This is a genomic window from Acinetobacter sp. YH12236, assembly GCF_013417645.1.
Lineage (GTDB): Bacteria > Pseudomonadota > Gammaproteobacteria > Pseudomonadales > Moraxellaceae > Acinetobacter.
In genome coordinates, this window is record NZ_VPDM01000012.1 from 77,800 (window position 1) to 91,024 (window position 13,225).

At 41.2% G+C, this 13,225-nt stretch carries 16 protein-coding genes; 15 read left to right on the forward strand and 1 reads right to left on the reverse strand.

Annotation, left to right across the window (positions count from 1 at the left end):
• Positions 1 to 4 precede the first annotated feature (4 nt).
• On the forward strand, positions 5 to 703 hold the full coding sequence (gene urtE / locus FTV14_RS07440; protein ID WP_034705325.1) for an urea ABC transporter ATP-binding subunit UrtE: 699 nt from the start codon (positions 5 to 7) through the stop codon (positions 701 to 703).
• A 61-nt stretch (positions 704 to 764) separates the two neighbouring features.
• Here the strand turns inward: urtE and FTV14_RS07445 are convergent, their stop codons facing one another.
• On the reverse strand, positions 765 to 1,469 hold the full coding sequence (locus FTV14_RS07445) for a phospholipase D family protein (protein WP_004785869.1): 705 nt from the start codon (positions 1,467 to 1,469) through the stop codon (positions 765 to 767).
• A gap of 249 nt (positions 1,470 to 1,718) precedes the next feature.
• Between FTV14_RS07445 and ureE the strand changes: the two genes are divergently transcribed.
• The 14 genes from ureE to FTV14_RS07515 all read left to right on the forward strand — a co-directional run bounded on the left by ureE (position 1,719) and on the right by FTV14_RS07515 (position 13,059).
• Positions 1,719 to 2,201 (forward strand): urease accessory protein UreE, encoded by a 483-nt coding sequence (gene ureE / locus FTV14_RS07450; RefSeq protein ID WP_180018266.1) that lies wholly within the window; start codon positions 1,719 to 1,721, stop codon positions 2,199 to 2,201.
• Positions 2,188 to 2,853, forward strand: coding sequence for an urease accessory protein UreF (locus FTV14_RS07455; RefSeq protein ID WP_179992536.1), 666 nt, complete (start codon positions 2,188 to 2,190; stop codon positions 2,851 to 2,853). The genes ureE and FTV14_RS07455 overlap by 14 nt, the downstream gene beginning before the upstream one ends.
• 81 nt (positions 2,854 to 2,934) lie before the next feature.
• Entirely contained in the window at positions 2,935 to 3,549 is a 615-nt protein-coding gene (gene ureG / locus FTV14_RS07460) for an urease accessory protein UreG (RefSeq protein ID WP_004785864.1), read from the forward strand.
• Positions 3,550 to 3,562: 13 nt separating this feature from the next.
• On the forward strand, positions 3,563 to 4,129 hold the full coding sequence (locus FTV14_RS07465; RefSeq protein ID WP_180053668.1) for a HupE/UreJ family protein: 567 nt from the start codon (positions 3,563 to 3,565) through the stop codon (positions 4,127 to 4,129).
• Between the two features lie 43 nt (positions 4,130 to 4,172).
• Positions 4,173 to 5,048, forward strand: a complete 876-nt coding sequence (locus FTV14_RS07470) for an urease accessory protein UreD (protein ID WP_180053669.1) — start codon at positions 4,173 to 4,175, stop codon at positions 5,046 to 5,048.
• A gap of 162 nt (positions 5,049 to 5,210) precedes the next feature.
• The gene (ureA, locus tag FTV14_RS07475; RefSeq protein WP_180053670.1) at positions 5,211 to 5,513 is read left to right on the forward strand and encodes an urease subunit gamma; all 303 of its coding nucleotides are present in this window, start codon (positions 5,211 to 5,213) and stop codon (positions 5,511 to 5,513) included.
• Positions 5,514 to 5,608: 95 nt separating this feature from the next.
• Complete coding sequence (locus FTV14_RS07480; protein ID WP_005235571.1) at positions 5,609 to 5,920, forward strand: urease subunit beta; 312 nt, start codon at positions 5,609 to 5,611, stop codon at positions 5,918 to 5,920.
• Positions 5,921 to 5,953: 33 nt separating this feature from the next.
• A complete protein-coding gene (gene ureC, locus FTV14_RS07485; RefSeq protein WP_180053671.1) occupies positions 5,954 to 7,654 on the forward strand; it encodes an urease subunit alpha in 1,701 nt (566 codons plus the stop codon).
• Positions 7,655 to 7,706: 52 nt separating this feature from the next.
• Complete coding sequence (locus tag FTV14_RS16015) at positions 7,707 to 8,828, forward strand: hypothetical protein (protein ID WP_180053672.1); 1,122 nt, start codon at positions 7,707 to 7,709, stop codon at positions 8,826 to 8,828.
• A gap of 78 nt (positions 8,829 to 8,906) precedes the next feature.
• A complete protein-coding gene (puuE, locus tag FTV14_RS07495) occupies positions 8,907 to 9,872 on the forward strand; it encodes an allantoinase PuuE (protein WP_180053673.1) in 966 nt (321 codons plus the stop codon).
• A gap of 141 nt (positions 9,873 to 10,013) precedes the next feature.
• The gene (gene uraD, locus FTV14_RS07500; protein ID WP_175967567.1) at positions 10,014 to 10,517 is read left to right on the forward strand and encodes a 2-oxo-4-hydroxy-4-carboxy-5-ureidoimidazoline decarboxylase; all 504 of its coding nucleotides are present in this window, start codon (positions 10,014 to 10,016) and stop codon (positions 10,515 to 10,517) included.
• The gene (uraH, locus tag FTV14_RS07505) at positions 10,514 to 10,834 is read left to right on the forward strand and encodes a hydroxyisourate hydrolase (protein ID WP_005235589.1); all 321 of its coding nucleotides are present in this window, start codon (positions 10,514 to 10,516) and stop codon (positions 10,832 to 10,834) included. Before uraD ends, uraH begins: the two co-directional genes overlap by 4 nt.
• Before the next feature lie 34 nt (positions 10,835 to 10,868).
• Positions 10,869 to 12,224, forward strand: coding sequence for a nucleobase:cation symporter-2 family protein (locus tag FTV14_RS07510; protein ID WP_180053674.1), 1,356 nt, complete (start codon positions 10,869 to 10,871; stop codon positions 12,222 to 12,224).
• A 121-nt stretch (positions 12,225 to 12,345) separates the two neighbouring features.
• Positions 12,346 to 13,059, forward strand: coding sequence for an outer membrane protein OmpK (locus FTV14_RS07515; RefSeq protein ID WP_180053675.1), 714 nt, complete (start codon positions 12,346 to 12,348; stop codon positions 13,057 to 13,059).
• Positions 13,060 to 13,225 lie beyond the last annotated feature (166 nt).

Genomic DNA, 13,225 nt, shown 5'->3' on the forward strand with positions numbered 1-13,225 from the left:
ACTGATGTTAGAAGTTAAAGATGTAAATCAGTTTTATGGCGGTAGTCACATTTTACGTGATGTGTCTTTCAATGCGCCTGTCGGTGAGTGCTCAGTGGTTTTGGGTCGTAACGGTGTTGGTAAAACGACATTACTGAAATGTCTGATGGGGATATTGCCCATCAAATCAGGTCAGATCCTTTTAGATGGCAAAGATATTGCCAAACTGAGTCCTGAACAGCGAGTACGGGCAGGTTTGGCTTATGTGCCACAAGGACGAGATATCTTTTCAACCCTAACAGTAGAAGAAAATATTTTGATTGGCATGGCGAAATTTAAAGGAGCCAAAACCCGTAAAGTTCCGGAACATCTTTATGAGATTTTTCCGGTATTAGAAGAAATGAAGTATCGACGCGGCGGTGACTTATCCGGTGGCCAGCAACAACAACTGGCGATTGCTCGCGCATTGGCATCTGAACCGCGTGTGCTCATTTTGGATGAACCGACTGAGGGGATTCAGCCATCTATCATTAAAGATATTGGTCGGGTAATTCGTAAGCTGGCTGATGGCGGTGAAATGGCAATTGTTCTGGTGGAACAGTTCTATGACTTTGCTGAAGAACTGGCAGATGGTTATACCGTCATGGCACGTGGGCAAGTGATTGCTCAAGGTATTGGAAGCGAAATGCCGGAAAAAGGTATTCGGGATCTGGTAGCAATTTAGTCATACTGCTTTTAAAGCCTCCCTTTTACAAAGGGAGGTTTGGAGGGATTTATAAATATAATTAAATCTCTGTATTCTCACTCCATAAAAAATACATGCCATATTGTCCAGTTCGGAATTCTCCACCTGCAGATTTACCTTCATCTGTTAAAAAATGCTTTCCATTTTCATTGAGTGTTAGATAACCTTTGGCAATCAATTTCTCAAAAGTGTCTGCTGTTTTTAAGCCTAGTTTTGCTGCAAGCTTCGCTGTGGTCAGCTTCGTGAACGCTGTATTTTCTTCTGATTTATTCTCTTCAGTTGGGATGGTCTCTGCTTTTACCTCATCTAAAGTAATACGGACTTCATCACTAATTCGAATAATCCGTTGTGCTTCTTCATAAGCTTCTTTAAATACATCATTATCTTCGTACTTGCGGATTAGAATCCCCATTTCATTGTTATTCACTTGGCTAAATTCATAGAGATTCAAGCTTGAAATGATGCACTCTGATTCATTCAAATAGCATTTTGCATGTAGATTTTTACAAAAACTTAGACGCACATAATCCAGTTTTTGCATCCATTTAATTTCATCAGGATGCAGATCACTTTTACCGTAAACAATACGGATATCAATTTTTAGCCGATCTTTGTCTTCCAATAGCTCTTTAATACGATCATTGAGACGCAAATATGGACTAATTAAAATTAAACGCTCTTTGGCATTTTTAATAAGTTCTTCTAGAAAGAAATTTGTTCCGCTTGTGTTTAAAAATTTTGCCATTTATTTCTCATATTCTTATTTAATCATTGTAGAGATATTAGCTTAAATTTTTGAATCAAGAAAATAATTTAACTTACGTATTAGCTCAACAAAAAAATTTGAGATTTTATCTTTCATTCAATTTTAGAATCTTTAAAAAACCAAGTTGGCACGATAACTGCTTTATTTTGATGCAAATTTTAAATGCTAAAAATTATTTGGTTTCAATTTGGAACAAATACAGGATTTATCAGCATCAGTAGGGTAGTTATGAAAATTTATACGCAACGTTTGGAAAACATTGCACCAGAAAGTGATTTTGAGTCTCTTGAACTCACATTCGATACACGACAAAAGAGCCGTTTTCGTGCAACTTTAAAAAATGGTGTCGATATTGGTGCAGATTTACCACGTACAGGAATTTTGCGTAGTGGTTCTTTTATAGCAACTGAACAGGGCGACATTCTTCGGGTCGATGCGAAGCCTGAAAAATTGATTCAGGTGACTACGGACAATAGCTTTGACTTATTAAAAGCAGCCTATCATCTGGGGAATCGTCATGTTCCTCTAATGCTCACACCTACTGCATTGTACTTTGAACCAGATCATGTACTGGCTGAAATGGTACAAGGTTTAGGCCTTGAAGTTCAGGAAGTCATGCACCCATTTGAACCTGAAAGTGGGGCTTATGCACAGCATCAGCATGACCACCGTTTAAGCCCAATCAAGGCGTTACATCATGTCCATCACTAATGCGTCTCAGCTGCTCAGCTTGCTGACTCTATCTTCAACGGCGTTGCCGATTGGAGCGTACTGTTATTCACAAGGGGTGGAAAGCGCTATCGAAAAAGGCATGGTGCATGATGAAGCCTCTTGTGTGAGCTATTTCCAAGAAGTATTGGAAATGCTGCTGGTGCGTTTTGAGCTTCCAGTACTCAAGCGTCTGGTAGAGACTTTTGATGATGCAGAACAGTTTCAGTATTGGGCAGAACTCTATCGGGCCAGCCGAGAATCCAAAGAATTACTGGCTGAATCTCAGCAGTTGGCATTTTCCTTGAATGCATGGATTAGGGATGTTTTAAAACAGCCGCCGAGCGTAAAAAAGCAATTAGGGTTTGTGCCGGTGTACGCACATTTATGTGGTGAGCTGGGTTTAGATCTTGCCGATGTATTAACTGCTTATAGCTTTACGGTTTTGGAAAATCAGGTGCTGGCAGCAGTAAAAACCATTCCACTCGGGCAAATGAGCGGGCAGCGGATTATTTGGCAATTACATCAGGAAATTCCTGAAGCTGTACAGGCTGCATTAGCTTTGAACGATTATGAAATCAGCAGCGCATTACCGCAATATGCCATGTTGAGCATGTCGCATGAAACCCAGTATTCACGCTTATTTCGGTCGTAATCTTCAGACCAGAGCAGCAGTAAAAAGATTGAAAAGCATCATTAAAACTGGTGCCAAGAAATTGTAAAAAAGGAAATCAACATGTCAGAACGTAGTCCATTACGCGTTGGAATTGGTGGTCCGGTTGGATCAGGTAAAACGGCTTTAACCCTGAATTTATGTCTTGCACTGCGTGAAAAATACAATATGGCAGTGGTGACCAATGACATCTACACCAAAGAAGACTCGAACTTTTTAACCCGTCATGAAGCGATGTCGCCAGACCGTATCGTGGGTGTAGAAACAGGTGGTTGCCCACATACTGCGATTCGTGAAGATGCGTCCATTAACCTAGCTGCGATTGATGATTTGTGTGAAAAGTTTGATGGGCTGGAGCTGATCATTATTGAAAGTGGTGGCGATAACCTTGCGGCAACCTTTAGCCCGGAATTATCTGATCTCACTTTATACGTGATCGATGTTGCCGGTGGCGAGAAAATTCCACGTAAAGGTGGTCCTGGAATTACAAAGTCGGATTTGCTGATTATCAATAAAACAGATTTGGCGCCAATGGTCGGTGCCAGCCTGGAGGTGATGGATCAGGACGCGAAGCGGATGCGTGGCGATAAACCATTTTTATTTTCTAATATGAAAACACAAGATGGCTTGAACGAGATTATCAGCTTTATCGAAAAACAAGGTTTATTTAAGTCTTAAGGGGAAATTCATCATGCGTCTATTCAAACAGTTACTGGTCGCAGGTATTGCTGCTTTACCTATGTTGGCAATGGCTCACGCGGGACATGACCATCACAATGGATTCTGGTCTGGCTTTGTCCATCCTTTTACCGGTTTAGATCACCTGATGATGGCAATTGCTTTTGGTGTATTGATGTGGACTACAAATCAGCGCTGGAAAATCACGGGTCTCATCGGTCTTGCAGTAGCGATGGTTGCAGGCTTTGTGCTCGGTAGCAAGGGTCTGCTTTCAACTTCACTGGCTGAGTCAGGCATCATCGCTTCACTGGTTATTTTAGCTGTTGCGCTATGGACTAAATCGAATAAGGTTTTGCCTGTCGCTGCAATCTTATTGGCCAGCTTCCACGGCGTAGCGCATGGAAGTGAACTGGGTCAAGGTGGACATGTATCGCTATTAATTGTCGGTATGGTTTCAGCAATGGCTTTGATTTATGGTGCAGGCTTGGCTCTAGGTGCATTCGTGAAAAAATATATGCCTTATGGCAAGCAGATCGTTGGTGGTCTAGCTGCAGTTGTTGCTGTCATTGGCCTGGCTTAATGCCTGGAAAATCATTTTCAGATGATATTGGATTGATTTGTTGATGTACGAACTGGCAGAAAAAAGCACGCAGCAGAACTTATGGTATGCACGTCTGGAAATGGGATTTCAGGCACAGCAACAGACTGCACGAACCATTTTGCAACATCGCAGGCATCATGGACCGGTACGCATCCAGAAAATGTTATGGCCAGAAGCCAATGGGATTTGCCATGCCATTATCGTGCATCCGCCAGCAGGGATCGCCGGTGGAGATCATCTCACTTTTGATATGCAGGTGGATGCCAATGCCCATGCCTTGGTGACTACACCGGGTGCGGGTAAATGGTACAGAACCAATGGCAAGCAGGCTTTTCAGCACATTCATATCCGTTTAAATGACAATGCCATTTTTGAATGGCTACCTCAAGAAACTATGCTATTTGATGGGGCTAATGCCAGTTCCGAAACAATCGTCCACTTAGATGCAGCAGCCAGTTTTATTGGTTGGGATATGTTGGTGATCGGCCGTCAGGCACGAGATGAGCAGTTTGCACAGGGAGCTTATCAAAACCGGTTTCAGCTTTGGCGCAAAGACAAATTGCTGGTTGCAGACACCTTGAATTTTAAGGGCAATGACCGCTGGCTCAGTTCATGTCTAGGTATGAATGGACATGCGGTGATGGGCAGCTTCTGGGCTGTACCGCCTGAAAAATATCGCGCGAGTTTTTATCTGGAACAGCATCTCGATTTAATTCGTGAGCTTATTATGCGGATGGATGTACCGATTACCTTGACTTTGCTTGGCGATGTAATTAGTGCACGTTTTCTGGGAGATGATGTCCGTCAATGCCATGATGGTTTTGCTGCAATTCGCGCTCGATTAAGACGTTACTGGTTCGGTCTGGATGAGGCATTTCCGAGGATTTGGCGGACGTAATCCTTTAATTCCCTCTCCTTATAGGAGAGGGTTAGGGAGAGGTGATTAAACATTTATTAAAACCCTTCCTCTAACTCCCTCCCAAAGGGAGAGAGAACACCAAATATCGAATCTTGCACATATTTTGCTTAGAAATACATATATATCAATGAGGAACCAGTTATGGAACTCAACCCTACAGAAAAAGATAAACTGCTGATTTTTACTGCGAGTCTGGTGGCAGAGCGTCGTAAAGCGCGTGGTTTAAAACTGAATTATCCAGAAGCCATTGCCTATATTTCTGCGGCATTGCTTGAAGGTGCGCGTGATGGCATGACGGTCAGTGAATTAATGCATTACGGTACGACCTTATTGACACGTGATGATGTCATGGAAGGCATTCCGGAAATGATTGCAGAAGTGCAGGTCGAGGCAACCTTTCCAGATGGATCAAAGCTAGTCACTGTCCATCAACCGATCGTATAGGAGCAGCATATGATTCCAGGAGAAATTTTTACGCCTGAGAGCGATATGGATCAAAGCTAGTCACTGTCCATCAACCGATCGTATAGGAGCAGCATATGATTCCAGGAGAAATTTTTACGCCTGAGAGCGATATTGAAATGAATGTCGGTCGGGAAGTTTTGAAGGTAACTGTTGCTAATATTGGTGATCGACCGATTCAGGTCGGATCACACTTTCACTTTGCTGAAGCCAATGATGCCTTGCAATTTGATCGTGAGCTGGCCAAAGGCTTTCGCTTAAATATTGCTGCCGGTACGGCGATTCGTTTTGAGCCAGGGCAAAAACGTGATGTGGAATTGGTTGCACTAGCAGGTAAACGTGAGGTTTACGGTTTCGCCGGGCGAATCATGGGCAAGCTCGATTCATAAAAATTGCAGCAGAATTATAAAGGTTTATAAATCATGAAAATGTCACGTCGTGCTTATGCCGAAATGTTTGGACCGACTGTAGGAGATCGTGTTCGTCTAGCTGATACTGAATTATTCATTGAAGTCGAACAGGATTTCACCACTTATGGTGAAGAAGTTAAATTTGGTGGCGGCAAGGTCATTCGTGATGGTATGGGTCAATCACAACTTTTGTCATCTGAAGTGGCTGACACTGTCATTACAAATGCGCTGATTGTTGACTGGTGGGGTATTGTAAAGGCGGATGTAGGCCTAAAAAATGGTCGAATCTGGAAAATTGGTAAAGCCGGTAATCCGGATATTCAGCCGAATATCACTATTCCATTGGGTGCTGCAACTGAGGTCATTGCTGGTGAAGGACAAATATTAACAGCTGGCGGAATTGATACCCATATTCACTGGATCTGTCCGCAGCAAGTTGAAACGGCACTGATGTCTGGCACAACCACGATGGTCGGCGGCGGTACAGGTCCGGCAGCTGGAACTTCTGCGACAACCGTGACTCCAGGGCCTTGGCATATTGCCACAATGCTACAAGCGATTGATGATTTACCAATGAATATTGGTTTATTGGGTAAAGGTAACTTGAGCCAGCCAGAGCCAATTGCAGAACAAATTAAAGCTGGTGTAGTGGGTTTAAAATTGCATGAAGATTGGGGCTCGACACCAGCAGCGATTGATAACTGTCTGACTGTGGCCGACCAGTACGATGTGCAGGTCGCGATTCACACTGACACACTAAACGAAAGTGGCTTTCTAGAAGAAACTTTAGCAGCTTTTAAAAATCGAACCATTCATACTTATCATACTGAAGGTGCAGGTGGCGGACATGCACCGGACATTCTAAAAGCCATTGGTCAACCGAATGTATTGCCATCTTCAACTAATCCAACTCGTCCATATACCGTCAATACCATCGATGAACATTTAGACATGTTGATGGTCTGTCACCATTTAGATCCAGCGATTGCAGAAGATGTGGCCTTTGCAGAAAGCCGTATCCGACGCGAAACCATTGCTGCAGAAGATATATTGCAGGATATGGGTGCGATTGCCATGATGTCATCAGACTCTCAGGCGATGGGTCGTGTGGGTGAAGTAATTTTACGGACTTGGCAGACGGCGCATAAAATGAAAGTGCAACGTGGGCCTTTGGAAGGTGATACAGCCTATAGGGACAATAACCGGGTCAAACGTTATATCGCCAAATATACGATTAATCCTGCAATTACTCACGGTTTAAGCCATGAAATCGGCTCTGTTGAAGAAGGTAAGTTAGCCGATCTGGTACTGTGGAAACCTGCATTCTTTGGGGTGAAACCATCCATGATTATTAAAGGTGGCATGATTGCAGCAGCACCAATGGGTGATATTAATGCTTCTATTCCAACGCCACAGCCAGTGCATTACCGTCCGATGTTTGGGGCTTATCCGCGAGGTGTGCATAACACCTGTATTACGTTCCTGTCACAAGTTGCAATTGAGAATGGCGTACATGAAAAATTAGGTCTGAAAAAGTTGATTTCACCATGTAAAGCGACACGCCAGGTCACTAAACAGGATATGAAACATAATAGTTACTGTCCTGTCATGGAAGTGCATCCAGAAACTTATGAGGTTCGTGCCGATGGTGTGCATTTGACTTGTGAGCCAGCGGAAGTGTTGCCAATGGCTCAACGTTATTTCTTGTTTTAACTGAATAAATAGATCAAGATGTCATCTTTACTACTATATCATGAGGGTGAAGATGACTTTTAAATTCGAAAGTCAGGAATTTAAGTCCACCTTTGAACAGGTCGAATTAATTGCAAAGAAGATAATAGAAACTGAAAATAATTCTAATGAAATTGTAAATATAGCTATCCACTTTTTGTCTGCTGCGCAGGTATTAAATATAAATACTGATCTTAGTGAATTCGATAAAATAATTGAATATAGTAGAAAACAACCAGTATCAAATTTCGTATCAGAAATTGGTAAAGCACTTAAGGTTTATAAAGACACTAAGCAAGATAGCGATCTCCTTTATCTATTTGAACTGAGTTTGAATCTCATCAATATTTATTTTTCTGAGCTTACATTTATCTTAGGCGGAGTAAATGGTTCTATATCCATAGAAGTATCTAGCGTTAGCACCTTTGTAAGTGAAAAATATTTAAAACATCCCAAATTCGGTAGATATGTAAAATTTGCGGAAAGAGATTTACCATTTCAAATTTTTAAAGAGTTATTTCATTCAAGTAAAATTAAAAATTTAACTGAATTAAATAGCAATTTAAAACAAGCAAGTGAGTTGTTAGAAAAATGGGAAAAGTCATTTGAAATTAAGAAAAATACAGTTTTTCAATTGGAGCAAAAATTAGCAGAAACTAAATTAACATATGACTTTTTAGGTTTAAATAAAGGATTTCAGCAGCTTTACGAACAAAAAAAGGATGAATTAAAAGCAGCAAAAAATACATACGGATTCGTTGCAACAACAATGTTCACAATCCCTTTTGCTGAGTTTGTAGCCCTGGTTGCAGCTTTCTTCTATTTTGAAGGAAAAATACCTTCTAATATGTGGTTAGTTTCAATTCCATTTATTACTCTGATTTTAATAACTTTATATTTACTAAAAATCTCTCTTCAGGATAAACGTGCTATTCAATCTCAAATGATGCAACTTGAACTCCGTATGGCGTTATGCCAGTTTATTCATAATTATGCTGAGGATTCAGAGACATTACATAAGAAAAATTCAGTAGGTTTTGAAAAATTTGAGAATATTATTTTTTCTCCACTTGTCTCATCTGACGATAAGATTCCAACTACATTTGATGGTATGGAACAGTTGGCAAAACTAATAGGTGAATTTAGAAGAAATTAAATAAACCTTTTTGGCGCATAAATTGCTTGTCACGCTTATTCAATTTTACTGTTTGATATAACACATCAGGGATTAAACGTGACCAGTACCTATCTACGCGGACAAGAACTCATAGATCAAATTCGAAACCGGCCTTATTCACGTGACTTGATTGGCTATCATGGCGATGTACCAAAAGTAGAATGGCCTAATCAGGCCCGTGTCGCAGTTCAGTTTGTACTGAATTATGAAGAAGGTGGTGAAAACCACGTTGAACATGGGGATGCCGGTTCAGAACAATTTCTATCTGACATTATTGGTGCAGCCAGCTTTCCAGACAAACATATGTCGATGGATTCCATGTACGAATATGGCTCACGTGCTGGCTTCTGGCGTATTCATAACGAGTTTAAAAAGCGTAATCTACCGATGACCATTTTTGGGGTTGGGATGGCTTTAATCCGTAATCCTTATATAGTCGAAGCGATTAAAGAAACCAATTATGATGTAGTGTCACATGGTCAGCGCTGGGTGCATTATCAGGATATGCCAATTGAGCTTGAACGCCAGTATATGGATCAGGCAATTAGCGTACTGGAAACCTTGTTCGGCAAAGCACCGATTGGCTGGTATACCGGTCGGGATAGTCCAAATACCCGTCAATTACTGGCTGAATTTTCTCAGATTCAATATGACTGCGACAACTATGGAGATGACTTGCCATTCTGGAGCACATTGACCAATCAGGCAGGTGAAACACGCCATCATTTGATCATCCCCTATACTTTAGAAAGCAATGATATGAAATTTAGTTCACCGGGCGGCTTTAATAGTGGGGAACAATTCTATCAATATTTAAAAGATGCCTTCGATGTGCTCTATGCTGAAGGTGAAACTGAACCAAAAATGCTATCGATCGGGATGCATTGTCGTATTTTAGGGCGGCCAGGACGCTTTAAAGCCCTACAAAAGTTCCTCGATTATGTGCAAGGTCATAAAAAAGTCTGGATTTGCCGACGGGGTGATATTGCAACGCATTGGTATAAATATCACGCACCAAAATGAGAAAAATATATTAAAAAAGAGAACCTTGAGTTCTCTTTTCTGCTTTATATATTATATAAAAATACAAGATCAAAAAGATTTGGCACTGTTATTGCAAAACCTGTACTGAACAAAAAATGAATATCATCAGGCGATTTAATAGTGCAACTCGTTGAATTTAATCAGGCATCTCCAGAAGAGGCCATTACGTTTTTAAAGCACTGTGTGCAAATACCGAGCTGGTCGACCCAGATTGAAGCAAAGCGTCCTTATGCATCTGTTGAAGATATATTGAATATAGCCAGACAACAGGCTGCAACCTGGACCTGGGACGAAATCAAAGCAGCTTTGGATAATCATCCACGTATTGGTGAAAAAAAGGCACAGGCTGAATTAAGCGAAGTTGAAAAAAACTTTTCCAATCGTGAACAGGCTGCGATAACTCAGGACGAAGCAACTCAGCAAGCTTTGCTAGAAGGCAATATCGCTTATGAAAAAAAATACGGTTATATCTTCCTGATTAAAGCGGCTGGTCTAAATAGCCAAGAAGTGCTGAATGCCTTGAAAGATCGTTTAGCTAATGATCCGGAAACTGAAAAAGGTATTGTTCATACGCAACTGGCGGAAATCGCTTTATTAAGACTGTCACAGGAGCTGCAAGCATGATCAGCACTCATATCTTAGATACGCATCTCGGCAAACCTGCAGCACATGTTTTAATCAAACTCTTTGATGAAGAAGGTGAATTACTCGGAAAAGCATTTACCAATGCAGATGGTCGAGTCACAGATTTTGGTTTAACCGAATTTGAGGAAGGTAAATACAGTCTTGAATTTGCTACTTCTGATTATTTTGAAGGCTTAGGTCTAGAAACTTTCTTTCCTAAAGCAGTCATTCATTTTCAGGTGAAAGATGCCTCTCAGCACTTTCATATTCCTTTACTGATCAGCCCATTCGCGTACTCCACATATCGCGGAAGCTGATTTTTTTATTCAAGCTTTCAGGGAGAGAAAAAGAATGGCAGAACAAAGCACAAACATTTCACCAGAACATGAATATCTGGGCGCAGGCAAAAGTGCAGCCTATGGCTTGCAACATGTATTGACCATGTACGGTGGTATTATCGCACCACCACTCATTGTGGGTACTGCCGCAGGTTTGGAAGCTACACAAATCGGTTTATTGATTGCGGCTGCATTGTTTGTTGGCGGTCTGGCTACGATTTTACAAACCATTGGAGTGAAATATATCGGGGCTAAATTGCCACTGGTACAAGGGGTTTCCTTTGCGGGTGTGGCGACGATGGTGGCGATTGTAACTACAGGTGGCGGCTTATCAGCCGTTTATGGTGCAGTCATCATAGCTTCATTAATTGGTTTCTTCCTTGCACCTTATTTTTCTAGAATTATCCGCTTTTTCCCGCCAGTCGTGACCGGCTGTGTGATTACCATTATTGGTTTATCACTTTTACCTGTAGCCTTTCGCTGGATGATGGGAGGCAATAAAAATGCACCTGAATGGGGAAGTGTAGAAAATATCAGTCTGGCCGTGATGACCTTGGCTATTGTGATCTGTCTAAATTTGAGCAGAAATGCCTCGATTCGTCGCCTGTCTATTTTATTAGCGATCGTATTGGGTTCAATGCTGGCTTATCTGTTTGGTTTTGGCGATTTTAGTAAAGTCGGCAATGGTGCATGGGTACAATTTCCGAGTTTCTTTGCTTTCGGCATGCCAACTTTTGAACTCAGTGCAATCATTTCCATGCTGATCGTGACGCTGGTGATTATGACTGAAACAACAGCTGATATTATTGCTGTAGGTGAAATTGTTGGAACCAAAGTAGATTCAGAACGTATTTCCAATGGTCTGCGTGCAGATATGTTCTCAAGTGCAGTTGCACCGATTTTTGGTTCATTCATGCAAAGTGCTTTTGCACAGAACGTCGGGCTGGTAGCCATTACCGGGATTAAAAGCCGTTTTGTGGTCGCTGCTGGCGGTATGATTTTAGTGGTTTTGGGATTACTTCCAATTATGGGCCGACTAATCGCCGCAATTCCGGTTCCGGTACTTGGTGGTGCAGGATTGGTACTATTTGGTACAGTGGCTGCAAGCGGCATCCGAACTCTGGCAAAAATTGATTATAACGAGCAAAAGAATTTGATTATTGTTGCAACTTCAATTGCAGCCGGCATGATCCCGATTATTGACTATTCTTTCTATGCTAATTTTCCAAAATGGTTTCAAACCCTATTTCATTCTGGCATCAGTTCAACCTGTTTAATGGCGATCCTTTTAAACATTCTGTTTAATCATCTGCAAATGTTCAAGTCGAAAACAGAGGTTCCGGAAAAGATTGCAGAAACGCTGCATTAAAGTATGATTTCCTCCATATGCCCATGCCAGGCATGGGCTTTTTTATCAAAAATTAAAAAAGTTGGCTTTGTTCTTGCTTAATCCAGAATGAGATTTTTAATTCCATTGGGGAACCTTATTTATGAAATTTACTCAAGTTGCTGCTGCAACATTACTTGCATGGGGTGCAGCATCTGCACAGGCAAAACCAGTCTGGCAGGATTTTAGCGTTACTGGGCTTTATGGGGAAAACTATGAAGTTGTAGATGAAAAACAGGCAACCCTAACTGTTGAATACGCTGCAAAAGTTAAATATGCAGATGTCTTCTTTTTCATTGACCGTATGCGTGGTTCTGACGATATTAAATCAAGCTATTTTGAATTTTCACCACGTTTAAGTCTGGGTGAAGTTTCAGGTCAAAAGCTGGCATTTGGTCCAGTGAAAGATGTTCTGGTAGCAACGACTTGGGAAGGTGGTGAAGGTTTTGATAACTTCCTGTACGGCGTAGGTTTCGACCTGGCTATTCCAAAATTCAATTATGCCAGCGTGAATCTTTATCGTGTAAATAACGAAAATATGGAAGACGACTATCAGCTCACCTTGACCTATGGTGTGCCATTTAAATTGGGTACTGAAGAATTCCTGGTAGATGGCTTCCTGGACTGGTCAACTGCTGAAGATGATCATGCGAGCGAGATGAACTGGACGACTCAGTGGAAATGGAATGTCGGTAAGCATATTTCTCCTGATATCAATTTATATCTCGGTATTGAGCATTCGGTTTGGAATAACAAATACGGTATTGCGGATGCGGATGAAAATAACGTGAGTGCTTTAGTGAAATATCATTTCTAAATACAATAAATAAGAAATTTAAAAGCCCTTATTGATAAGTAATGCCAGTCAGTTAAGCAAATATTAGTAAAATGTAGTAAAAATGAGTGTATGTAAATACGCTCATTTTTTTATGACTTTATCTGAAAATTTAGATTGCACCCTTCAACATTCTTTACCTTCACTT